Annotated in this window: 15 protein-coding genes and 2 pseudogenes; 5 read left to right on the top strand and 12 right to left on the bottom strand. The window is 40.4% G+C overall.

Annotation, left to right across the window (positions count from 1 at the left end):
- Positions 1-29: 29 nt before the first annotated feature.
- Positions 30-2,009 (bottom strand): methyl-accepting chemotaxis protein, encoded by a 1,980-nt coding sequence (locus QNM19_RS20530; RefSeq protein ID WP_049863013.1) that lies wholly within the window; start codon positions 2,007-2,009, stop codon positions 30-32.
- Between the two features lie 404 nt (positions 2,010-2,413).
- A pseudogene (gene ttcA / locus QNM19_RS20525) lies at positions 2,414-3,193 on the bottom strand (tRNA 2-thiocytidine(32) synthetase TtcA); the annotation flags it as partial.
- Positions 3,194-3,672: 479 nt separating this feature from the next.
- Between ttcA (QNM19_RS20525) and ttcA (QNM19_RS20520) the strand changes: the two are divergent.
- Positions 3,673-4,542: a tRNA 2-thiocytidine(32) synthetase TtcA gene (gene ttcA, locus QNM19_RS20520; protein WP_049863014.1), complete on the top strand. Its 870-nt coding sequence runs from the start codon at positions 3,673-3,675 to the stop codon at positions 4,540-4,542.
- 306 nt (positions 4,543-4,848) lie between these two features.
- Here ttcA (QNM19_RS20520) and QNM19_RS20515 read toward each other — a convergent pair whose 3' ends face one another.
- The 3 genes from QNM19_RS20515 to QNM19_RS20510 all read right to left on the bottom strand — a co-directional run bounded on the left by QNM19_RS20515 (position 4,849) and on the right by QNM19_RS20510 (position 8,892).
- Positions 4,849-7,923: a TrlF family AAA-like ATPase gene (locus QNM19_RS20515; protein ID WP_284027153.1), complete on the bottom strand. Its 3,075-nt coding sequence runs from the start codon at positions 7,921-7,923 to the stop codon at positions 4,849-4,851.
- A gap of 8 nt (positions 7,924-7,931) precedes the next feature.
- Positions 7,932-8,093: an HTH-like domain-containing protein gene (locus tag QNM19_RS24480; protein ID WP_465251001.1), complete on the bottom strand. Its 162-nt coding sequence runs from the start codon at positions 8,091-8,093 to the stop codon at positions 7,932-7,934.
- A 475-nt stretch (positions 8,094-8,568) separates the two neighbouring features.
- Positions 8,569-8,892, bottom strand: a complete 324-nt coding sequence (locus QNM19_RS20510) for a helix-turn-helix domain-containing protein (protein WP_082225542.1) — start codon at positions 8,890-8,892, stop codon at positions 8,569-8,571.
- A 96-nt stretch (positions 8,893-8,988) separates the two neighbouring features.
- On the opposite strand from QNM19_RS20510, the gene QNM19_RS20505 reads away from it, so the two are divergent.
- The 4 genes from QNM19_RS20505 (at position 8,989) to QNM19_RS20490 (ending at position 17,235) form a co-directional block, all read left to right on the top strand.
- Positions 8,989-9,249, top strand: coding sequence for a transposase (locus QNM19_RS20505; protein ID WP_197094361.1), 261 nt, complete (start codon positions 8,989-8,991; stop codon positions 9,247-9,249).
- Positions 9,250-9,606: 357 nt separating this feature from the next.
- A complete protein-coding gene (locus QNM19_RS20500) occupies positions 9,607-10,218 on the top strand; it encodes a hypothetical protein (protein ID WP_049865751.1) in 612 nt (203 codons plus the stop codon).
- 110 nt (positions 10,219-10,328) lie between these two features.
- On the top strand, positions 10,329-16,622 hold the full coding sequence (locus QNM19_RS20495) for a hypothetical protein (protein WP_284027152.1): 6,294 nt from the start codon (positions 10,329-10,331) through the stop codon (positions 16,620-16,622).
- Positions 16,525-17,235: a hypothetical protein gene (locus QNM19_RS20490; protein ID WP_049865752.1), complete on the top strand. Its 711-nt coding sequence runs from the start codon at positions 16,525-16,527 to the stop codon at positions 17,233-17,235. Before QNM19_RS20495 ends, QNM19_RS20490 begins: the two co-directional genes overlap by 98 nt.
- A gap of 81 nt (positions 17,236-17,316) precedes the next feature.
- Here the strand turns inward: QNM19_RS20490 and QNM19_RS20485 are convergent, their stop codons facing one another.
- The 7 genes and pseudogenes from QNM19_RS20485 to QNM19_RS20455 form a co-directional block, all read right to left on the bottom strand.
- On the bottom strand, positions 17,317-17,730 hold the full coding sequence (locus QNM19_RS20485) for a hypothetical protein (RefSeq protein ID WP_156202401.1): 414 nt from the start codon (positions 17,728-17,730) through the stop codon (positions 17,317-17,319).
- Positions 17,731-17,808: 78 nt separating this feature from the next.
- On the bottom strand, positions 17,809-20,070 hold the full coding sequence (locus tag QNM19_RS20480; protein WP_284027151.1) for a hypothetical protein: 2,262 nt from the start codon (positions 20,068-20,070) through the stop codon (positions 17,809-17,811).
- An 80-nt stretch (positions 20,071-20,150) separates the two neighbouring features.
- On the bottom strand, positions 20,151-21,830 hold the full coding sequence (locus tag QNM19_RS20475) for a hypothetical protein (protein WP_284027150.1): 1,680 nt from the start codon (positions 21,828-21,830) through the stop codon (positions 20,151-20,153).
- Entirely contained in the window at positions 21,814-23,070 is a 1,257-nt protein-coding gene (locus tag QNM19_RS20470) for a site-specific integrase (protein WP_284027149.1), read from the bottom strand. Before QNM19_RS20470 ends, QNM19_RS20475 begins: the two co-directional genes overlap by 17 nt.
- A 166-nt stretch (positions 23,071-23,236) precedes the next feature.
- Positions 23,237-23,380, bottom strand: a pseudogene (locus QNM19_RS20465) (tRNA 2-thiocytidine(32) synthetase TtcA); the annotation flags it as partial.
- Positions 23,381-23,530: 150 nt separating this feature from the next.
- Entirely contained in the window at positions 23,531-24,454 is a 924-nt protein-coding gene (uspE, locus tag QNM19_RS20460; protein WP_049865781.1) for a universal stress protein UspE, read from the bottom strand.
- Between the two features lie 100 nt (positions 24,455-24,554).
- A complete protein-coding gene (locus QNM19_RS20455; RefSeq protein ID WP_010385451.1) occupies positions 24,555-25,283 on the bottom strand; it encodes an FNR family transcription factor in 729 nt (242 codons plus the stop codon).
- Positions 25,284-25,344 lie beyond the last annotated feature (61 nt).

Raw genomic sequence — 25,344 nt, 5'->3', positions numbered from 1 at the left:
GGCTTACGCTGTAAGCAATGGAATGCTATTTATGGCAGCTTGAAGCTGGCCGTAATTTGTTTCAGTTTTCTTGACTGTTTGTCCAGATCCAGACTTGCACTGGCAACCTGATCGGCTCCGGCTGCGTTATCCAGTGCCGCTTGTTTGATCGCATCAATATTGTAGCTGATCTCTTCAGTCGTCGAGGTCTGTTGCTGTGCTTCTTGTGCGATGCGTCTGGCACTTACTGAAATCTCCTGGATCTGTGTGACGCTTTTGTGCAGGCTTTGGGCGCTCTCATTGGTGGCTGAGATAGAGGCCTGTGCGACTTCGGAAGATTGATGCATTTTATCAACAGCCTGTGTGGTAGCGCTTTGCAGCTCAAGGATCATGGTTTCAATATCGCCAGTCGATTGCTGAGTTTTGTGCGCCAGCTGGCGTACTTCGTCTGCAACGACAGCAAAGCCCCGGCCGTGTTCACCTGCGCGAGCAGCTTCGATGGCGGCGTTTAATGCAAGCAGGTTAGTTTGCTCGGTGATTGCCTGTATCACTTCTATGACCTTGCCGATGTTCTGGGCGCCAGATTCTACATTCTTAATTGCACGCTCAGAGTCATTAATCACTTGATCCAAAGTGCTCATTTTTGAAACGCACTGTGCCAAAGTGTGACTGGCTGCGTCTGTACTTTCTTCTGCTCTGACACTGAGTACAGCAACCTGATTAGCGCTGCTGGCAACGCTTTCAATGGATTGAGCTGTTGCACTGATAGCGAGCGCGACTTGCTCTATATTTGCATGTTGTTCTTGCAGGCTGGTATTAGCTTGTTCGCTGGCTGCACTGGTCTGGCTGGCTGTGACAGCAAGTTGGGAGGTTGTCTCACTAATGGTCCCAATCACGCCCGTGAGATAACTGGTCATTTGTCGCATCGCACCATACACACCGGTAACATTGGTATCCTGGCTGAAATCCTGGCGCAAATCACCTGAGGCGATACGTTCACTGATATCGCGCATCATACTGGGTTCGCCGCCAAGTGGACGTAAAACAGAATTGGCTATTAACCAGGTAGCAATGCTGATTGTAATAATTGCAATTCCGCCAATTATCGCAATAAACCAATATAATTGATAAATCGGTGCAAAAGCCTCCGCTTTATCAATCTCGCTCAACAATACCCAGTTCAGATTCTCGAACTGAAAGGGCATATAGGCAGACAAGACCGGGTTGCCGTTGTAATCAATGATCAGTTTAGTTTCAGAGAACCCCTGTAAACCGCGTCTGACCGCGTAGGTATCGACCCCGTTATGGGCAACTGAACCTGCAAAGCTCGCTGTCACACTGTGTGCAGTGGGGTCGAGATATGAATCAGAGCGCATTCTCAAATCTGAGCCGACCAGATAAGACTCACCGGTTTTACCCATACCATCGCGTTGTTGCATGATGTCGTTGATGGTATCAATGGCGATTTGCAAAGCAATAACAGAGTGTGTTCGTCCGTTGATTTGGATCGGGACGCCTATAAAGGCGGCTGGTTCATTGTTGCTGGGGGCATACTGTTGGTAGTCAGTAATAGAAAACTGCTTACGGCTGAGTGTATTGCGAAACAACTGTGCCAGTCCGGAGTCGCGATAGGGCCCAGATCTCAGATTGGTCTCATAATCGCTCTCCTGTGCGACGGTGTAACCAATAAAGCCGTCAGTGTCTATAATGAACAAGTCATAAAATCCTTTCTGTTCAATAAAGTGTTTAAACAAAGCATGGTTTTTATGCGCTAACTGAGCTGTAGTTGCATTTACTTCAGTACTGGCGATTTGTTGCCATTGTGCGGCAATCAGACTTAGGTCTGCCTTGCGTGCCTGGAAGTAATCGTCAATTTGGCGATGTTTTATATGTTTGATTGAGGTCAGCTGATTATAAGCCTGACGTTCCAACGCATCGGATGCGGTCATTAAGGATGTGATTGCCATAAATGCGGCGGGCAGTAAGCCAACCAGTAAGAATGAAATCAACAAACGTAGTTTGGTGGACATGGAGTACCTGACTTTAGGTTGTTTTGCTAATTGCAATTAAAAATGATTATCATCACACATTGTAAACAAAAATCCCTTTAGTGGGAACTCTGATGGGCAAAAAGTTAAAAAAAAGAAACTAAATTCTTATTTTTGTATCGGTATTTTGCTGTTTGCACCGCTGTGTGGGATTGTATGGCAGGGATCTGCGTTGTCGGAACCGGATGCCGGCGCATCCGGAACACTTTATACCAACTTCACTTAATACCTGTTCAATTTGAAGACGTAAATATGGCGCTAACGGCGTTAAAAATTTCTCATTTAGAACCTTATACCTTAGACATAGGTTCACAAATTTTAGCCTTGTTATCGACCCTACTTTCTCGCCTTAAAATAGAACACTTAACTAAGCAAATTGGTATGATTTAGCTAAGCTCAATAGCTTGGATCTGAACGATTTGTTCGTCCTCATCCTGTACCGTGCCTTGTGGCGCGTCAGGGAACTGTGGTTTATCGAGCGCAATGTCCCCACCATCAATGATGTCGTCTTTTTGCAAACCCTTGAAATCAAACAGTGCATGATCGGCAAGATGGGAAGGAACAACATTTTGCATAGCGGTAAAAATACTTTCAACTCTGCCTGGGTGAGAGTTATTCCACTCGTTGAGCATCGCTTTGACATGCTTACGCTGCAGGTTTTCTTGTGAGCCACATAGATTACAGGGAATGATGGGGAAAGCCTGGCTTTGCGCATACTGCGCGATATCAGCTTCTTTACAGTAGGCCAGAGGACGTATCACCATATGCTGACCATCATCACTCATCAGCTTAGGAGGCATGCCTTTTAACTTGCCGCCGTAAAACATGTTGAGGAACATGGTTTCAATCATGTCATCTCTGTGATGACCCAGCGCTATTTTGGTGGCCCCCATCTCTTTTGCCGTGCGGTACAAGATACCACGGCGCAGGCGTGAGCACAGCGAGCAGGTGGTTTTACCTTCGGGGATCTTGTCTTTTACGATTGAATAGGTGTCTTCCTCAACAATCTTATACTCAATGCCTAGGGTATCGAGATATTCGGGTAAGATATGTTCAGGGAACCCGGGTTGCTTCTGATCAAGGTTAATGGCGAATACATCGAACTTGATAGGGGCAACACGCTGAAGGTGCTGTAGTACGTCCAGTAAGGTGTAGCTATCTTTACCTTATATTCAATAAACCATAGCACTCAAATGTGTTTGTAGAACGAAATGCTAGTTAAAATATAAAGTAAAGGACTTGATAACAATTTTAAAGCTAACATTTATAGTCACTTTTGTAATGTAAAGGTGAAACAGTAGGTATCATCACTAGAAAGTGGTATCTTGAAGCTTTACAAAACTCCCTCATTTTGGAGAGATTTCAAGCCATCTGGTCTGTTTCTGTAATGGTTTCTACACTACGTTAACTTTCAGCTCTGGGTCTTACTTTCGCTATCTTTAATAAGTGATCAGTGTGGAGGGTCGATTGCGATGTTTAGAGCCTAATTCGCAACTTAACCAGATAAAAAAATAGTGGTTTTACTAAAAGGTTTATTTTTGTAAAATGCGATATTTTTTAATAGATACTACAGTGTGCCGTCTTTCGGAGCTGTAACGACTCAAAGTAACAATTGCTCTTTTATGGAGCATAGGATTTGCATTACATGACCACAGAACTATCTAAAAACCAACTGAAACTGCAAAAACGCTTGCGCAGTCTGACAGGTAAGGCCGTAATTGACTTTGATATGATCAAAGAAGGTGACAAAGTGATGGCGGCTATATCGGGTGGCAAGGACAGTTTCGTGATGCTTGATATTCTGCTACATCTTAAACGTGTGGCTCCAATAAACTTTGATGTGGTTGCTGTAAACTTAGACCAAAAACAGCCTGGCTTTCCTGAACACGTTCTTCCAGAATATCTAGAAGAAAAAGGGGTTGACTACTATATCATTGACAAAGATACCTACTCAATTGTGAAAGAAAAGGTACCTGAGGGGAAAACCACTTGCTCACTTTGCTCTAGGCTTCGTAGAGGTTCTCTGTATACCTTTGCAGAAGAGATTAATGCTACAAAGATTGCTTTAGGGCACCATATGGATGATGCTGTTGAAACGCTTTTAATGAATATGTTTAACAATGGTAAAATAAAATCAATGCCACCAAAGCTGCTTAGTGATGATAAAAGAAACATTGTTATTAGACCATTGACGTACTGTCGTGAAAAGGACATAGCAAAATATGCAGAAATCTGTAAATTTCCAATCATTCCATGCAATTTATGTGGTTCTCAGGAAAACCTCCAGCGAAAGGTAATAAAAAATATGCTTGCTGACTGGGATGAAACTAGCCCAGGACGGGTAGAAAATATATTTAACGGTATTCAAAATGTTAGTCCATCCCAACTTGCGGACAAGAGTTTATTTAATTTTGAAGATTTGTCTATCGACCGTTCTGGGAAGAGAGCAAAATATGAATTTCAAGGTCCTGAAGTTTCTCATTCTAACCTTATCGAAATGTTTTACGAAGTTTAAAAATTAGACAGCCTATGTGAGTAGATTATTTTTATAATAAACTAGAGCCACAAAAGAAAAGTAAATGATGAAGGTGATTTCCACAAGATTTATACTTGATAAAAATCTCTTAATTTATCAAGTATAAATGTGGATGGAACTAATTAAGGTGAATATATAAACTGTAATAGTGTGATTACGTCAAAATCGCTTGGTACTTATACCGTCAGTATCCCTTGGTAATCACACTAATTCATATCATTCTTAGAGAAATTTTCCTGATATTCAAGCAGGCCCGCCTTCTGGCTGGCTTAGCTTGTGATTGGTTTACATGTACTTCATTCTACGGTTGTCGAATGCAGGCATTGTACCCTCAAGCACATCAACCACTTTGTTGTTGATTGTGCTGCACTCAATGGCCCCTGATGTATATGTGATGTTGTGCCCATTTGTTCTGTCAAACTCGCAGTGGATTATCTGCTCTGCATCGCAGACGACAGCAAGATTTGGGTTGTGTGTAACCATAATGATCTGTCGCTTTTGTTTTGCTTCAGTCAACACAGGCACAAGTAAGCTGACAATTGTTTCATTGTCCAAGTTTTCTTCAGGTTGATCTAAGATAATGGGAGTGTTGCCCTTATCCACAAGTAGGTAGAAAATTAAAAGTAATGCACCTCTTTGACCTGGTGACAGTTGCCCAATGTGCGCATCTTGGAACATTAGAGTGTACCTTGGCTCAAGGTAATCTAGGCCAAATATAAGATCATAGACCTCATTTGCTGTACGGTCTTTACGTAGCAGTGAATCTATGCCTGTCGGGTTCTTAGACGCATCCTCTAGTTTATGATGTAGCTCTTGAACAAAGCCGATAAGAGACTCTTCGTTATCAAGATCGTGCCTATCCATTAGCTCTTTCATTACTGACAGGCTTTCAGACTCGCCTCTAAACTCTCCTGACGCTTGTTTTACAATAGAGAATAATTTGTTCGAAACTTGGTCTATTGTACTACTCAGTTCGGCTCTAAACTGCAATTTATATTCATCACGGATCAGGGCATTATTTTGGATGAGAGATTGTACTGGCTCAAAGAGTGCCTCGCGATTCGCCTTTTGCTCATTAAGGACTCTGAATATTTGGCGAGTTAATTCCTGCCGTTGCTCATGTAGTTCCTGTCTTTGAGTTGGCAGCTGTTCAAGTTGAATTTTTCTATGTTTAACACCCTCAAGAGAGTCTGGCTCATCCTTGGTCCCTAATAACGCTGTCTTCTTTTCTTCCCAAATTTTAAGTTGCTCTTTATATTGCTGAAATTCTTGCTGTGGTGCATTTAGCTGTGCGTTTAATGGAGCCTTCTTCTCTATAAGAAATTGCTTTTGGGCATCAAGTGACAATTGATTTTCTTTTAGTTCATTGCCACGTGTAGTGCTGGCGCTTTCGAAATCTGAAACTGCTTTTTCATCAATTTCTAGCTTGATTAGGCTCTCGACGTCTAAGCCCACAAGGTCGGCGTCATAGTTAAACTCAGAAGTAAATTGACTCACTGCGCGTTTGACAATTTCGAAGCCGGCTTTGATGTTCTTACATGATTTTTTCTTTGCTGCTAGCTTTGTTATCTCTTCTCGATTTGATTCTTGTTGTTGCTGTAGTTCTTCAAGCTCTTGGCTAATTGCAGTAAGCTGTTCAGCTACTTCTTGTTGTTCATTCGTGAGCTCACTCGTTGGTTCTGGAACCTCTTCTGGCTTAACCTTTGTATGTTCTTCGAGTAGCCTCTGTTTTTGAGCTAATAGTTCTTCGAGTGTCTTTCTCGATTCATCAGTCATCTGACTTTCAACGAATGCAATTTGCTCATTTATCTTGTGCAATTCGCTGCGATAGCTTTCGAGCTGACTTCGAAGTGAACTTTCTTGCTGCTCGATAAGCTGGCCAAAGTCATGAGCCCCTAAACGTATAGAATCATCAGCATGTGAGAAAATTACAGATCTTAGCTCTTTCTCGAAAGCATCTGACTGGCCAGAGACATGTGCATTACACAGTTCTTCAAAGTGTCCCTGAGGAATATACTTTACGAGTTCAACATTTTCAGTTGCTGGGTTTTCATTAAGATTTTTCGCTAATTCTTCTGCATCACCCCATGTTACTTTTGCATTGAAGTGACGCGCTGGTTCGCCTGTTTTCCCCCTGAATCGGTTTTCTCTCAAGAAAGAGAAATGGTGGCTTTGTTTGGAGTTACCAAGTAGTGCAGCAATATCAGCTAATGCACTTTTACCGCTGCCTTTATTGCCAATAATTGCTACCAAATCATGGTTTAGATGTAACTCGGTTTGGTCAAGCCAGGTACCTGAAAGTGGTGCCCCAGTAGATTTACTGATTTCTAGCTTTTCGATGAAACGACTTCTGTTTTCATTTACAAGTTGTCGCTTTGGCGGAGTTGCGCCAATAAATGATCGCTTTGCTGGTTCCTTTATTGCTTGCTGTAACCCTTCAAATGTTGGGTTCGCTTTTATCCAAGTTACTTTGCCTGACGGGTAGTCGCCGTACCCTCGGCGATCATTGTTTCCTGACTCACCAGTGAACCTATGAGCATCGCTACCTGAAACAGCAAGTCTAGGCTGGTTGTCCAGAGCCGTCTGGAAAGCATCAAACCATCGTTCATTTTCAGTGACTTTTACACCAGCGAACGCAGCCCATGTTGCATAGTCTCTTGTTTCAAAGATTGGCGAAGACTTGAAAAGGGTTAATGAGTAGGCGTAATGCTCATTACGTTCAATTTCAGTAAGGCCGTCGTAAGTATTAAACGGCATGTAACCAATTGCCTGATTTTCGCTTACATTGCTAATGGCATCTAGGTAGCTTTCGCATGTGACTTCAGCGATTATGGACCCCGCTTTGAGAGCTTCACTGTCAGAGTCATTCACACGCTGTTGATTTAGACCGTGGTGGCGTAGCTTGTCGGGTTGAACACTTCTTGCAACTTGTATTAAGGCGGTATCAGACAACGGCCTGCTTATTAGTGCAATTTGTAGTTTGCTCTTGAAATCAACAAGCTCTTGGTCAGGAGTGCTGTCAGAGAAAAGAACGTGTGCATTTAGCCTACTTCGCATTGGAGCCATTAACCGCAGTTCAATGCCAGGGAACACTGTTTTCTCCAGTTTGGGAGCATCTTCTTGTGTTAAACGATGCTTTAACGCAAACCACCCATCAAAAGTCCAATAATCCATAATTGCAAATACAGCTGGTTCTGCTGCATTCATTGCATGGATCATTTCATCTACTAAAGGAGCATTTTCTGGTGCACATGGATTTGAGTTAAATCTTGGGCCATCCCAATGAAAAGACGCTGGGGTGTGAATATGTAGGTCCCACTTACGCCATTCAGAACCACGAGGATATTTACTATTAGTCATTTTCTTCCCTACATTTTGCCCACGTCCAAGTCTGCTTGTTTCAATCGGCCTGAGGCTGACTTTTTCGCAGTTATGCTTTGAAGTTCATCTGCATACTTGAGTAATTGGAAGTGAGATTCTGCCATATATTGCTTACGTGGCACGCTCTCAAGTGCTTGGTGTATCGTCAGGAAAGTCTGAGCTTTGTTCAGTGACTCTCAATACTCACTCGAACAGATAACCAATCTAGTCAAATTAGCAAAATTAGCTAATTTTGCAATTGATAGAGATCACTATGTAACTCCTCTATAATCAACGTTATCACGTAAAACCTCTATCAACATACGAAGTGTGTCTGAATCTGCCTCGATAGCTTCGCGCACTTATATTGAGATTTCTTTGACTCCGGTCAATGTGGCTATAGCTCCTTTTGCTGCGCGTACATAGTAGTTTATCGGAGGGGCTTTGCAAGAATACTCATTATTTAAAGTAGGAGGTAACACGCCTAAACTACTGTTTTAATAAAAATTAAGTTGATTTAGACAGTAGGTGATATGAACCGAATGTACTTAAATGGTAGGTGTTCGACCATAGCAGTCTGCGGAGGAAATCTGAGCTCAATCCGTAAGGTCAGATATGAGCCACAAAAACTAATGTGTTCCGTAGTTAATTTCGTCGGTTCTTTAGTTCGCTTTCTAAATTTTGTAGTAGTTCCAACTTTCTTTTTTCTGACAACTGCTCGAAGAACAAGACTAGTTTTGCCATTACATCACTTTCACAAAAAAAATAGTTTAATGGAACATCTAGCTCTTCAGCTATCCGTTTTAGCGTTTGTAGATCAGGTGTATGCCTACCTTTCTCGTAATGGTTCATGCGCCCACTCGCAGAACCTGGCTCCAAGCCAATTCTGATTCCCAAGTCTCTTTGAGAAATATTTGCTCTTGTCCTAGCTTCCTTAAGCCGAATTGGGAGGGGGTTAGTAAAATCCAAAGGTAAATCATAATAAAAAGCTGGTACTTAGATTCTCTAAGCTTTACTCTATCATGTATACTTAGTAATCCTAAGCATTGATCAAGGAACATGAAAGTGAGTAAAACTTACTCAAATGAAATTAAGTCATTAGCGACCAAAAGAGTACTGTTTGATGGCGAGCGAGTCGTTGATGTAGCAAAAGACTTAGAGATAGGGCAGAGCACCTTATATTCTTGGATCAAAGCGGCTAACCAAGATGATTGTTCAAACGGTAGCTTGATTGTTAAATCACTAAAACAGCGTCTCAACGAGGTGTCAGAAGAGCGTGATATCCTTATTAAAGCTGCATCAATATTTGCTAAAGAGCTGTATTGAGTGACATTGCTACCCGGTTTTTAAAGAGGGTTAATCTCAGTGGACTGTTTTTTGAACACCCTTAACCCTATAAGCGTTATAGCATACGATGTTGGCAACTGTTCCGCCATATTTGGCGCATTTATCTATTCCAGACTCGATTTTAATGTCGTGCATCCCTTAAGAGGGTTACTCTACGTGGGCATACCCTTGATTCTAAAAATTAATACTTGTCGATCAAGGTAGGATTGTTTAACAATGAATAGCTAGTAGAAGTTCGAGTCCTACCTGAGGCACTTAGAGTTAAATAGCTTGGCAAAAGAGCACTAACCAGTCTACCTCGGGAATGCACATGGGCACTAAATTAAGGATATTTGTATGATTGAAATGTTGATGGATCACAAGGAGTGGATTTTCAGTGGTATTGGTGTGTTTTTCTTTACCTTATTTAGGAAACGAGATGTAAGCCAAGTGTTAAAGATTTTTGCGAGTGCAGCTGCTACAGTTTATACTCATTTGATTAGTGTTTTTTATCCGAAAAGCCTCGTAGTAACTAAAGTGAACATTGATCTGCGGCCAAGACATAAGCCATTTGAGTTGTGGCTAAATGAGTTACCGAAGTGTAAATTATGGTTGCGTGGAATAAACTTTAACTCATTTGATATCACGATAAAGCATATAACTATTGAGTTTAATTATGGCGGTGTGAACGTTAAGTGTGACAACTTCATGCACAGGTGCGTCGTCCCTAGATTATCCTTTAATGATGTTATTCTTTTTGAGGGTAATCTGACAACTGAACAAGCTGATTATATTGCAGGTTTGGAGGATGGGCAAAGTTGCCATGTGAGCATTAAAGCAGTGTTAAAAACTCCCACCAAAGAAATCACTTATGAGCATAGCTATATGGACGGTATAGAGCCGGCTCTCGTAAATGCTAATGGCCGCAAAGATAAGATGCGGAATAAATCTATGGTTGCAGAGGCTTAAAATGTGAGTATTGATTTTGAACCCATATGCATACAGTTTTTTAGAAAGTTTTAATAGTTTCACTTGTTTATTTTCTATAACGTCATAATTTATTGAATAATAAAGCAGATATGAAAAAGAACTCTGATTTAATTCACTACTCAAGGGCTGGTGATATTTTTCACTATAGATGGGCAATAAAACGATGCCTAGAATTGCTGGATTTCAATACCGATTTGTTATATGTCACTATCGAAGGCTCCCAAGAGTCCGAAATGAGTGGAGAGTGTGTAGTCGATTTAGCTGAATATAGGAAATCAAAAAGTGGAGACAAGTTCGTTGAGTATTTCCAGCTTAAGCACTCAACGGTTCGAGCTGATAAACCCTTTACTCTATCTTTATTGAAAGACACGATCATAGGCTTATCACAACGTTTTTTGGAGTTAACGACCAATGCTCTAGATTATAAAAGTGCAACATTTTCTGTGATCACTAATAGGTTAATCGCGCCTGATTTTAAAGCAAATATAGAGAAACTTGCCAATGGTGAGCAGGCTGACAACCAGTTTACAAAGACACTCAAAAAATATACAAAGCTTGACGGGGTTGAGCTTAAAGGCTTTTGTAGTAGCTTAAGACTATGTGACTCTGAAGGAAACTACGACGAGCAGAAATACGACATTCATAAAGAGCTAGCAAAGCTGTCTGTTTCTAAAGATATCAAGGATAGGGAAAAGCTCCTTGTTGCTAAAGTCTGGGAAAAGATAGAACCCAGTAAATCCAATATAATCAAAAAAGAAGATATGCTAGAGGCTTTTGATGTCACAGACATTAATGATTTTTTTCCTGCTCCTCCAATGTTCGAACCTATACCACATTACATACCTAGAGAAGAACAAACGAGTATCGTCTCATCAATAGAAAAAGCTAGAAATCACACTATCATTACTGCGAATGGTGGTGTTGGTAAATCGATTTTAAGCTGTAACTTAGCAGGAGAATTTACTGAGACGTCCATTGTAATTGCTTATGATTGTTTTGGTAATGGTAATTACAGAAGGCCAAGTGCTAAGCGCCATGGTGCTAAGCATGCTTTTATACAAGTAATTAATACTCTTGCTAAGGATGGACTATGTGACCAAATAATTCCGGCAAGAAATGAACCTGATGATTATTGGATAAAGGCATTTCTAAACCGGATTAATGAAGTTTGCTTAACTCTCTTATCGACGGATGAAAAAGCTCTTTTAGTTATAATATTTGATGCCGCAGACAACGCGGAGATGGCAGCAGAAGAATTTGGAGAAGCTTGTTTTGCAAACCAATTATTGAAAGAGTCAGTGCCTCAAAATTGTAGACTAGTATTTACCTGTAGACCAGAAAGGTTAGACCTACTAGATCCACCAAACAGTATTAACAAAATTGAGCTTTCCACTTTCTCGGCTGAAGAAACGCTGTCAAATTTACAGCAGAAATACCCAGAAGCACATTTAGAGCAAGCCTTAGAGTTTACGCGTTTAACAGATGGTAACCCTCGCGTTCAATCAAATGCACTAGCATTGAAGTCCAAATCTCTCAACGAGCTTCTACTATCATTTGGTTCTAACCAGATGACGGTAGAAGATTTAATAGAAAGGCAGTTAGAAGAATCAATAGCAAGAATAAAAGATGAGTTTCCCAAAGATTTTAGAGAGAGCATAGAGAGTATCTGTACGGGCTTAGCTACACTTCCGCCCTTTGTGCCCATAGAAGTCTTAGCTAGTGCTGCACATGTATCTGCTGATTCTGTTAGAAGCTTTGTTGCTGATTTAGGCCGCCCGCTATGGCTAATCGATGACTCTGTTCAGTTCAGAGATGAACCAACCGAAAAATGGTTCCAGGACAACTATTCTGGATCTCCAACAGAAATCTCAAAATATGTGGATACCATTAAGCCACTAGTCGAAAAGCTGCCTTATGTAGCTGAAGCTATTCCTGTACTTCTTTTAAAATCTGAGCGGTTTGATGAACTAGTTCAACTGGCGTTATCCGAAGACTACCTACCTTCAGTCAGCTCATATGACGATAACCAAGTTAAAGTACAAAGACTGCAATATGCTTTTAGAGCGGCCTTAAAAGCGAGTAGACTATATGAGGCGGCCGAACTAGCCCTTAGGGCGGGCGAAGAGATCGCAGGAAGTGAACGCCAGCTCGATATACTCTCTAACAACATAGATCTCGCTACCCAATTTCTAACTCCTCCTCGCATTCAAGAGCTAGCGCATAGGAAAGAGCTTCAAGGTGGTTGGAATGGTTCTGAGACCATTTATTCAGCTTCTTTGCTTTCAAGCTTGCCCGGCTTCAGCGGGGAAGCTCGCAGTTACCTCAGATCTGCCGGCCACTGGTTACGCAGATATCTTCAACAAAGAAAAAAAGCCAAACAAAAAAAAGAACGATTTCATGAAAAGTTAGAACTGACCGAACTTTTGGAGTTGGCTGCGGCAATTTATCGATTAAATGGTTGGGAAAAATGCGTAGATTTCTTGTTATCTTGGCGCCCACCTGATGTATTTAGGGTAACATCGAAATTTGTATCTAGATTGGTAGACACTGGTGAATTTGAAACAATTGATTCAATGGCAACCTATGGCAAGGATAATCCGAGCTTTATTTTGGCTATCACTGCTGAACTAATGAAAGTAGGAAAAGCGCCCCCTAAGACTTGCTTAGATAGCTGCCTAACTCAAATTGTTCAACCCAGTTCTTATTTAGAAAAGCCTTCTTACTCTTTTGATAACACCGGATATTCACTTGACGCATACTTGTCATTCTTTGAAGCCTGCTTAATTCACAACTTACCGACAAAAAGCATACGGCTAGGTGTTAACCATTATTATGATTACCCTAGCCTTTACAGAGTTGCTGATGAGCATCAGTACGACGATGCAAGAGAATCATTGCTTCGCTTTTTATCCATTCAAGCGGCACTAGACAGTAACTACGAGTTAAAACTTGAAGATCATATACCAAGAGGCTGGAGCGATGATGGGGACTCATATGATAGTTCAAGAGAACTTGGGCGAGCTAAAGAACTAGTGGGGAAGCTACTCCCATGGTATTTGCTCAGGGCAAAAATTCTTGCAGGTAAAGAGTTCAATATTTCAGAAGGGTTTAAACATGCTCACCAGGCGTCGTCAAAAATAGGTTATAGCGCGTACAGAGAACATGAACCAGCCCCATACGAAATAGCTAAAATTAAGTTCCAAAACGTTCTATTGTACCGCTCAGATTGCACTGAAGTGCTTAACGCTTTTGTCAGTGATTATAAAGAGAATAAGTTAAAGACGTCATTCTTTAAAGACTTGTATTACCTGAGGGTAAGCTGTAGGAATGAAAAATTGCTTGAATTGGGCGAGCTTATAGAAGCTTCTTGCGCTAAAACATTAACTAAATTTGATGTGGAAGAATCACCTGAGTCTTACTCCGAAAATTACATTAAATTAGCTCGAGCTGTTTTGAGCGTGGGGCCAGATGATGCTGGGTCATACTTTGATGAGGCATTAATTAAAGCTGCTAATTTTGGGCAAGAATCTGTAGCTAGGTGGGAGGCGTTAACCGCTACAGCAAAGCGAAGTGCAGAAGATAACCTACATGACCCTGAACTAGCGCACAGATATATGCGATGCGCAGAAATGATTGGTGACTCTCTTGCCAGAGAAAAGCATTGGGATCGCAACGATGCTGTCGCTACTTGCTTTCAATTGTCGCCTGAGTCTGCATTCGCTATTTCAAACCGCTGGAAAGAGAGAGGTGTTGGGTGGAGTGACCGACAGATGTATCCCTTGGCACATAGCGCTATTGACTCAAAGCTTGCAACATCTGCCTCAATGTGGTCTTTATCAGCCTTTACTTGGGAGTTTGGCCTAGTTGAGTTTTTCAGTAAGTGCCTATCACTAGAACCTTCAAAGGACAATCAACAGCAAATCCTAAACCACCTAGTTAGGGACTTAAGAATAAACGGTACGACTGGTACAATGTGGGAAGAAATATCCAATTTAGCAAGCCAATATGGATTACATAATGAAGAGCTGAATGATGTAAAGTTACTGTCTGGCACTACTAAGCCCGAAATCTCAGCACAATGCACCAATCACTCTAGAACAAAGCAAGAACAGGATGAAAGCGAACTATGGTTCAGTATATATGGTCATTTTGACATTCTAACACCAACGGGTTTTAGGGAAGCATACAAAACTTTTGACTCCCGCAGAAGTCCTGGTGAGCCAGACAAATTTTGGTCTGGCTGCTTTCAAAAAGTAACCTCTAGGAGGTTGATAACGTTTCTTAAAATTATAACTGAGGCGGATCTGCTAAATTTTTTTGATATTCACAGTGCATTTGAAAAAATCCCTTCCGCATGGAAAGAGAAGACCTCGGTAGTTAAAGCCTGGGATAACCTGATTGAATATCTTGCAGCTAGATTTCCAAATAGGTTTACCCAAGGGCGAGAACGAGACTATTTAATAAAACACTTTATACTCACAAACAGTACCCACAAAGCGATTCGGCAAGGTGTATTAAAAGGGCTCTCAAACTCAGTAGATATAGAATCTGCAAGTGCTTTATTTAGTTTTGTACATTACAGCGCTAGTAAGCTATCAATATTACAAGCTAAAAAGTTAGTTGAGAGCGGTTTATCTAGACTAGAGAGTTTTCTAGATGAAGATTATGCTGATGGCAACTGGAGTACGGATAACTCAATTCCAGAGAACGTTACACATGCTTTAAGCTGCTACATTTATGCGAACTTAGGCTCACCATACCCAGAGGAACGCTGGCGAGCAGTACATGCTGTGCTTCGATTATATGATCTTAATTGTCAAACAGAAATAAGCTTACTCATCGAATGCTATAGCTGCGGTATTCCTAAATCCTACATACCAACTAAGTACAAATTTTACGACTTACATGCAAAACTATACCTGCTTGTGGCCCTAACCAGAGGGGGGCATAAATCCCCTGAATTATTGCTTAAACATAAAGACTTCTTTTCAAAAATCGCTTTGAATCGAAAACAAGGGATTTTGTTTCAATATTACGCAAAGCAGATATGTTTGGAAATTGAAAGGCACAGTCCTGATAGTTATCCTGCCCAACTGATTGAAAGTATAAAGAAAGTTTGCGTAACTCAATATACTTGTGTCAATGAAAGTAAGTATTGTTTCCACACAGAGTCTAAGTGGCACAAGGCGAAATTACTCCCTACATTACCTGATATTCGGTTTGGGTACGATTTCGAAAATAATTGGTGTAGACCGCTAGGACGTGTATTTGGTGTCTCTGGTTCTCAAGTGCAAGATCTAGTGAAAGATATTTTAACGAACCAGTGGGGAATTTCTTTTGATTCATCCCATATACCAGATCCGAGAAGTGATCTATGGAAGAGCCAAAGAAATTCATATGAAGTATTTAACTCAAGGTATAGCTATCCAAAAATTGATAATTTTACATTTTATATCTCATATCATTTGTTGTTAGAAGTTGCCTCTAGGCTACTAGAGTCAATGCCGGTGCTCCATGAAGAGGAGAATGATATCTCAGCATGGGACGAATGGTTAAAAGAGCATTTAATTCTAAATAATAACCGAATGCTCTTGTCTGAATATAGAAACTCAATGCCAATTGAAAGAAGAGGTTGGGTACAAGAAAAGGATCATGAGGATTGGCGTTGGCAAATCACTGCATCTGACTTTATTGATGAATTGATAGTAACTGAAGATTTAACAACTTGGCTTAATGTAGGTGGAAAGCTAAGTGAGTATAAAGATGGCCGAAAAGAAAGAATCTCGTTCACAAGTATACTGGTGCCTAAAAAGGTAGCTCAGTCCCTTTTAAACACAGTTACAGATTTTGAAAGCCATACATATGACTGTTATTTATTTAACTACTGCGTTGACGAACATACACCGCCCAACCACCCTTTTTATTGTATAAAGTGGCTAAGCCGAAATGAAGAAAACAATGATATTGAGTCAAAAGATCCCTTCGTTGGAGAAATAGATGCTCGTCCTTTTAAATTGAGCCATCAAATAAATGAGGTATTTGAAGTGACTTACAGTGACGATCAGAAAAGTTGTTTTTTAGAATATAGTAAGTCCATTTGCCTGAAAAATAAATATTGGAGTGACGACAAACCCCTTGACTCTGACACCTATGTCAGAAATGGAAGCTACGCATTAGCTTCTTTGGAATTTCTAGAACTTATCTGTGAAAGAATGAATGTTGAAATTGCAATTCAGGTGAATATTGACCGCTCATACACAAGCTCCTCAATGCATAGGAATAATAATGACGAACTCGGATACATCCCTGGCTACAGCAAAACCTTCCTCCTATCTAAAGGTGGACAACTTAGAGACACAAGAAAAGGTTATCAACTTAGGTAAAAAGTTAGCGGCTAGTTTTCAAGCAAATAGTCCAGATGAAATAACCTCTTGGATGATCAATTATCTAGCTGAGCAGATTAAGCTCGCTGAAAGTGCACATTGTGAAAAAGCAAAGCTGAATTGCTTTAATACAATTTTACAACTTTGGGAAAACCGAGCGATACTTCCTGAAGGGACGCGGCCATTTGAAAATCTTGAGCCTGTATTCAAAGCATTAGATTCTTTAAGTCCTGAGAACGCTTACCCTCGTTATTTCGACTATCAGACTGAAGACTACACTGAGGAACAACTTAGTAATTCTGCAACTTGGCTAGAAGCTGCTAAAAGACTAGATGTGGCCGCAAGAACTATAATCACATTTCTCTTTGAGCTGGCAATTGCAGACGCAATTACAGAAGATATAAAAGACTGGTTTACAAGCATGTCGGATGCTGTAGGTGCTAGCGAATTTGACTTAATTGGTGAATTCTACGAAGAAAGAGCGCCCGATAAAACAGAGCAACGGATAGCTCTCTTGACCAACAGAATTGAGCAATTAGAAACATTTGAAGAAATAAGTAAATCTATTCGCGCAGGACTGAATGAAGAACTTACCGCTCTTCATTCTAAATGATGATATGTGCTAGTTTATGAGGGAGTTACATCTGTGTAACTCCTTCATAAACTGAAATAGATCATAAGTAGGATTTATATATTATAGTTTATCCTCTGGCCTAGCGGATATCAGAGCGTCCAAATTACCTTTTAGCGCAGGAATTTCAGTAGCATTTTGGAGAATCCTTTGCAGAAACCTCTTCTGTTCATTTATTATCTTTTCCTTTATCTGTAACTCCGCTTCCAGAACTTCAACTCTTTTTATTAAGTTAACCTCCTTTAGAGAGACACTTTTTGGCGTTTTTTGGCTAACACCTCTGAGAAGTTCTTTTTGATTTCTATAAGCTATATATATGCTGTTATAGCCCTCTAATGTTTGCCGAGATACCTTTATCCCCATATCCATGTAGATTTTTTGTGTTAACAGCTCCCAAGTTAACTTGCCTTCCCAGAGCCTAATTAATCGCTCAATTTTGAATTGGACGTCTTCTGTGATTTTAGTTTGAGCTGGCATTTTTCTCTCTATGTAGATTAGTGTAGATAGCACTAAGACTTTGCTGTCAGATATTTTTGCTTTTTAGTAGGCTACTTACTATCTGTTCTTCAGTCCAAATGAGGCAATTAGTGATCTCATACTTTCTGGAACAGATTCTTCGGTTTTGGATTCCACTTCTAAAGCTGCCAAAAGTTCACTTTCAGAGGTCAGAAGTAGTGTTTTCTTTTCAACATGCTTAGTATTTAAATTTGTGATGAAAAAACAGGAACGATCTGGTGCTATCCTTACTAGTTGACCACGTTCATAGTCTTTTAAAACTGCAATCAGCTGTTCCAGGAGTGAAGTACCTTGAGAATGCTTAACCCACCAATCTTTAGTTGCCTGGGAAATAAACGACTCTAGAGCACGTTGAATTTTCTGAAGTCTTATTTTCTGAAATTTGAGATCTTGCTCAAGAACGTTAATAGCAGCATGATCACCGCATATATAACAGGCGCTCTCACATCCAAAACATCCGCTTAAAAAGTCATTGACGTAACTGCATGGGGTAACTGTTAATTCTTGAATGCATATACCCGTTTCGGTTTGGCTTGCGGGTAGCCCATGATTTTCGTGTAGTTCATCCTTTGATATGAGCCTAATTTCTTTCTTAGTTTCGCTATAATCTAAGGTACTCACAAGCCTATCAGCTTTTTCTTCTTCTGAAGTGTGGATATATTCCAGTGTTTGATTGACGCTTTTTCGACCGGACCAAGCTGCTATAACACTCAGCGGTATTCCTCCTTTCTCTGCTTGTGTATTCGAAAAATGTCTAAGCGAATGAAGTTTTAGATATTGGGCCCCAAATCCATATTTATTAAACAAATTCGAGCTTGTTTTATTCTTATCGCAAACCCTTTGGGTAAAAAGGTGAGTTATTCTTTTGATTGGCAATATATAGAGAGGGCTTCCCGCCATCCCTTTTGTTGAAGTTATAGAGTGCTTTCCTGGGGATAAACAAAAAAGTGCACTTTCCAAATCAATCCCTTTATCTAGTTTTGTGTAGCATAGCGGGAATTTAGGGATGTCCCTATAAATCATTCTAATTACCGAATTTTCCAATTCATAAGCAGTAATCAAAAAAGGTAAATCTAGAGATTCTTTAAATTTTTTGCTTATACAGGAGCAGTATAAAACCCTTTGAACTGAGTAAAGGGCGTTGTTTGAACCAGTTAAATTTAATATCAAGTCACTCGGACATATTCGTCCAATACTTTTTCGAATCAAAAAATCCTTTTTTGAAAGGCGGCGCTTCCTGCTCTTACACCATTTGAAACTATTAAAACGCCATTTTTTTGAGTTTTCTGTTATGGAAATCGCATCAGGTGTACTGAGGGTATCTACTTCATAGTTAACGGGGTAGAAACCTAAAGAATATGCAACTGTGAATATGTTTGGGTCGGTGCTGAAATCGATGTTATTAGCTCTTTCTTTTTCTACATTGAATCCTTTAAGAATGGCTTCCCAAGTTTGATTAGGGTTCTTTAAATAGCGAATAAAATGTCTTTCTGGCTTGAGGTATAAGTTAAAAAAACCGATAGCTCTTTTTACTTGTGGAGCTAGCACTTTTAATATGTGATTTTGATTGTCGAGGTAACCCTTACTACCTGGCCAATCTAAGTAGTAGACTTCATTCCCTGTTTTTGGATGTAGTACCTTTAACCTTTGATTCTGCAACAAAGGAATTTCACTGTTTAGTCTGTTCGGAGCCGCTAAACCCAAAAGCACAGTTGTCATAGAAACTGCTTCGTCTAATTTAATGTGACCTCCCTTTAGTAAGTTACCATCTTCATCTATGTCACAAAAAACCTGTGTAAATATATCTCCAAGCGCGTAAATCATAGAATCAGGTGTCATTTTTAACTGTTTTTCGCTGCGTTGACGATATATATCTGCACCTCTTTCCCTATCCGTGTGAGACGGTCGATTTTTCCTTACGATTAACTTATTTTTTGTACAAAAGTCCCAAAAAATGTTTGACATTGGAATGCTGTTCCAGAAGTTCAACGGGACATTATTCAAACCACCAAGCTTCTCTGCCTCGGTTAGAATGTGAGAAGCGACTACAACTCTATATTGCTTGGAGTTGTTGACAATACTGGCTGATTGCACTTCGAGCGTGTAAATTTTTAAAAGCTCTAAATATGGCTCTGAGTGGATTATGGAATCGTAGTTTTTGTTATTTAGCAATAAAATATCTTTACTTTCCCTACGTTCTCCTTTGACGGATTTAGTAAATAAGTATCGATGTCGTACACCTGTATTATGGTCTAAAATATACCACACAGGATCTGTCCAATTCCCCGAGTTTCCGTTCATTCCAAATACGTTCCCAGGCAGTTTCTTAGGGTAGCTTTTTACCAAGTTTTCGAGGTTGATAATGTATTTATTAATCTCGCTTATGAGGTACCCTCCAATCCATTCCGAAGACGTTTGGCTTCCTCACATAACGCTATAGTGAGTTTTATATAAGCGATTGCCTTTTCCATTCTAGCTAAAGCTGCTGATTTGGTATGACCAAATTGGAACTTTTTCATGAAATCACGTTTAGCTTCCGCTTGTGAAAGAATAAAGGAATGATCTCCTTCCAACAATGGCCTGAAATTCGGACAGCCGTAACAGGGGATAGGTCTAACCATACGAGTTTTATGCTCGCAGACTAAACAAGTTGGTTCGCTATTTTCTACTCCTACAGCGCATCCAATCTCATTTAAGACAGGTGTATCTGAGTCAGAAAAAGTACTTATGGGGCTGAATGCTTCTTTAAGTAACTCATTGGCAGCATAGTGCTCATCGATAAACTGCCTTTCCTTCAAGCCTAACTGAAGGTAAGCTCTTGCGGCAGGTATTGTGACATTTGTTATTTTACATATATCTATGAGAGGCTTTCCTTCCATCGCTGCGTTGCATAGCCAAGTGTGCCTTAATCTATTATTTGTGCCTCGTACTACACCGTGCCTTTCAGATAACCCTTGCCCATGTCGTGAGGCGTAGGCTTCAATATTTGATTCTGATAGATGAAAAATAGGAGAGTTTTTTGACTCTAAGGCCGAGCATATCTGCAAGTTTGTTAAATCTGCGCTAAAAAGTTCACGGTCTGGGATAATAGGGCACTGATTAATGAGTTTAGCAGCTTTCAACTCGTGATCTTCAACACCAAGTCTTTTGAAGTTCAGAGACAACCCTTTAAGGTAAACTGCCCTATACTGTAGGATTAATGATGAACACGATTCGCTAAGTGGAATTGTCCATTTTTCAGGCATATACCTAAAAGTACTTTCACTATGACTTTGCTTAATTTTAAAACATCTTAGATGAAGTGAGCTTACGCCAGTAAAAGTTGGCTCCTTGTTAATTTCTGCATCACTAAAAGATACACCTATCGGCAAAATATCGCACCACTTCAGCGCTGCAATTTGCTTGGGCCTTCTGGCAATCTGCAGCATTAATCTGTAAGCAATAACAGATTTTACATGACTAAAATACTTATTATTGCAAGAGCTATTACTAATTCGATAGAATTCTAGATCATCTGGCGGATCTAACGGTAGTTGATTACATATCAATCTAATGTTGTGCAATATTGAATCATATTCATAATCAGTAAATCGACCTTTGGTTGAACTAAGAGCATTGAATTCCGGCTTATGTCTATACCTTTTGGCAATTTCATAATACTTATTTATGTACTTATGATTGAGCTTGTTTACAGCTGTATTAATAAAGCCCTTAATAGTTTTCTTTGTTGAATTACTAAGTTGGCACCACCTTTGCCCGAATTCAACTAGGCTTTCACCATCGTTTGGAAAAGCACAAAACAAAGCAGAACGCTGTGTTGCAGTTGTAGCTGAGCTTTTTGTTTCTGCATAATGAATAAGTGTATCGAGTAAAATATCCCTTAACATTCGTTTTAGTTTAAAAGAATGAAGCCATGTAACTTCAATAGACTTTCCGCGGCCGGCAGCAGCAAGTACCCACGTATTGTCGTAAGTATTTACAATAAGACCAGCTTGAGAAGTGAACGTCTTTGGAATCTTTACCTCTGCGCTTGAAGTTTGTTTTTCATTCTTTTGAGCCATCTATCGTTTCCTGGTGTTCGGTCATTATATTAATGGCAATTAATTGCTCATGCTTGTCATTGTAAACTCTTCCCATCTGTGAATTCGGCTGCCATCCCATAGCGTTCCTTCTTACATCTTCAGTGTATTCCCTGTCCAGGCCTTTTGATGCGGCATTTTCACTTAATTTTTCATTCCATTTGTGTCTTAAAAGATGAGGATGAATTTTGAAGTTCAATGAAGCAGAAACTTTTGAGAATATGTAATTTATCATTTCTCTAGTGATAGGTAAGCCCGCTGTTGCATGAGTGTTCTTTTCTGCCACGAAAATAAAATCATGACTATTGGCTTTCGGATATTTAGTTCTTTCATTGGTAATATAGAATTGAACTTCTCTCATTAGTTGTGGTGTAATACCCGACATGTGAGGCCTACCACACTTTTTATCTGGCCTATTGATTCGAGGGTCGCTCTTGTCGTCTGGTGTGGCGTATACACTAATTTTGTTAAAGTCACCATGAAACTGACAATCAGATATTTTTAACTTGCAAACTTCACTTCTTCGAAGCCCTGTTTGAGCTATTATTGATATAATAAGATAGTTTCTGAGTTTGCAATTGAGGAAAGGGTTTTTAGAATTGCTAGGGTGGATGATCTGTAGAAACTGTTTATAAATATTATCTGGAATCACACTCTCACTTAGCTCAACTGGCTGCGCTCTACTCTTAGTAGTTGAATAATTTTCTTTTGCTTTTAACCTGTTTTGCATTGTTTGAAATGCGCCAATGAGCCCTTTCGGAGGAACCACATCACCGTGAAAGTAGTCGAACAAAAAGGATAGGTATTTTCTTAACGTTCTTATTCTACCTGTTCGAGTTTCGCAAGACACTTTATAACTATTATGATTAGATGCACTTATCGCATTTCTGATTTTCTTACTTGTAATTGCCGTAGTGTTACTGGTTTTCTGTATTTTTCCAAGAGATTCTTTCCTAAGCATCATTTGGCCATAAAGGCAGCTGATCTCGTTAGAGGATAAAAAGTTCCCTGATGCAACTCTATTAGATAATTCAATCCCATGTAACTCAAAATAACAGAGTAGAATCTTCAGTTCGTAGGCAATCCGCTTTTTAGTTGAAAAGGATGCATTCAAAAATTCACTATAGATAAAAGCATCTGCAAGTGGCTGAACAGGGATCTCATTTTCATCAACAAACGAAACGAAACGTCTAGATCCAGCTGCATAAACACTGACTTTCATATCTTACAAACTTTATTTCATAGATAGTCTCAATGACTAAATATAGCTATGCTTACAAAAATCTCAATTTTTATTGATTGAAAAGTGGGTAGCGGCAGATGTTGATGCTTGGGGAAGTGCTTTTGGGTATAGATAGGATACTTTACAAATTTGTTATTTAATATAATTTACCGCCAGACAGACAAACCATGACGCGGTCACCCTCTTCGATCATATTAAAATCGCCAACAGCCTGACCGGCCAGCCTTCGTAAGCGTTTTTGCAACTTGTTAAGGCTATATGCTTGCTTTGCTTCTTGTGAGTGAGACACTCGCCCCCCTATGTAAAAATGACGGCAAAAATAAATAAGGGCGCATTATACCGCCAGACCAGTAAACTGCAATATTAGCGGTGTGAATACACGCAGGCTCAGAAGGAGAGGGGATCGGCACTTGACTCTGTGCCGATCTGAGGGCGTGGTTTATTGTGCGAGTGGGCTTGTGTAACCATCCGGTTTCAGAGCCAGTACGTCACAGTCCAGGCTGTCAATCACGTGTTCAGCGGTATTACCTACGAGTGCAGCGCTAAGACCCGTTCGTCCGACGGTGCCGATCACAACCAGCTCAGTATTTTTCTCTTTCGCAATATGGGGGATCACATCTTCAGGAAGTCCTTCCTTTATCACACATTGTGAATCGCTCAACCCAAAGCGTTGTGCCAGAGCCCAGGTTTCCTCTTCGTGATGTTTTTTGACTGCCTCATTATATTGAGACGGATTAAACTCAGGTATTTCTATGGCAATATTCACTGGCGTTGCCGGGTAGGTGTTGACCAGGCTTAAAGAGGCGTTGGCAAGTTGACACAGAAATTGTGCATCTTTAATTATACGATGGTTTAGCGCCTGGTGTTGTTCGTCATCACTCACCGCATTGACTGCTGCAAGTATTTCCCCTTTTTCTGGCCAGGCATGATCTTTGACTAACAATACCGGAGCCGGGCACTTTCTGATCAGGTGCCAGTCTGTCGGTGTAAAGATCACAGACTTAAGCGTGTCATGTTGATGGGTGGCTTTGATAACGAGGTCAAACTCGTGCTCGAGTACCGTTTTGATTATGGCTTCATAAGGTCGGTTATGCCACACCACTTTGGTTTCTACATCAATATTTTGATAGCCACTGGTGAGTTCTGAGAGCCAGGCCTCGCGGTCTTTAATTACAGCTTCTCTCATCGCCTCACGCTCTTCTCGTGATAACATCGTCGTCATCTCATAAGAGAAGTCATAAATTGATAAAAAAGCGGTGATTTTGGCACCTGTTTTTTGCGCCAGACTGATAGAACGATCCAGGCTGTTCTGTTGTTGTTTGGTCGGATCTATGACGGTGAGAATGCGTTTGATTTGTTCCATAATGGGCTCCTTAATCTTGCAAGGACGATTTCATCTCTGTATACAGTGTAATCGAAATCGTCCCGGGATAAAGAAAAAGTGAGCCGTTAATTGCCTCAGATCAAAGCGCAATTGCTGCGGCTTTAGCCAGTTCATCAATATCCAGAATCGTGATGAATTTACCTTCTACTTTGATGATCTCTGCCTTCTGGAAGCGACTTAACAGACGACTGATGGTCTCAACGGTCAATCCGAGATAATTGCCTATTTCTCCTCGCGTCATGGTGAAACGGAACTCTTTGCGAGAGAAACCGCGCTCGCCGAAACGATTAGACAGGTTGTAGATGAAGGTTGCCAGGCGTTCTTCAGCGGTTTTTTTGTTAAGCAACAGCAGCATTTCCTGATCATAGTTGATCTCACTGCTCATCAGTCGCATGATCTGTTGTCTGAGTTTTGGCAGCTTGCCTGCCAGCTCATCTAAAGTGTCAAAGGGGATTTCACAAACCATGGAAGTTTCCAGAGCTTGTGCAAAACTCTGATGCTGCATCTTATTGATGGCATCAAAACCCACTAAGTCACCAGCCAGGTGAAACCCTGTGATTTGCTCGTCACCTTGTTCTGAAATAGTGTAGGATTTAAACGATCCGGAACGTACAGCAAAAATTGAGTTGAGTTCGCTACCGGACTCGAACAAAAAGTCCCCTTTGTGAAGGGGTTTTTTACGCTCGATGATTTCATCCAGCTTGTCCATTTCGCTACCATTAAGAGAAAAGGGCAGGCACAATTGGCTGATACTGCAGTTATTGCAGCTGATAGTACATTGACTTTTTGAACGATTACTTAAATCCATAACAAATCCGTTATCTATGACGCACGTTAATGATATTCTATTAGATGCGGTCATATTTTAA

The organism is Pseudoalteromonas ardens, assembly GCF_030125445.1.
GTDB classification, from domain to species: domain Bacteria; phylum Pseudomonadota; class Gammaproteobacteria; order Enterobacterales; family Alteromonadaceae; genus Pseudoalteromonas; species Pseudoalteromonas ardens.
The sequence above is the reverse complement of the archived record's forward strand: the minus strand, read 5'-3'. Positions and strand labels throughout refer to the sequence as shown.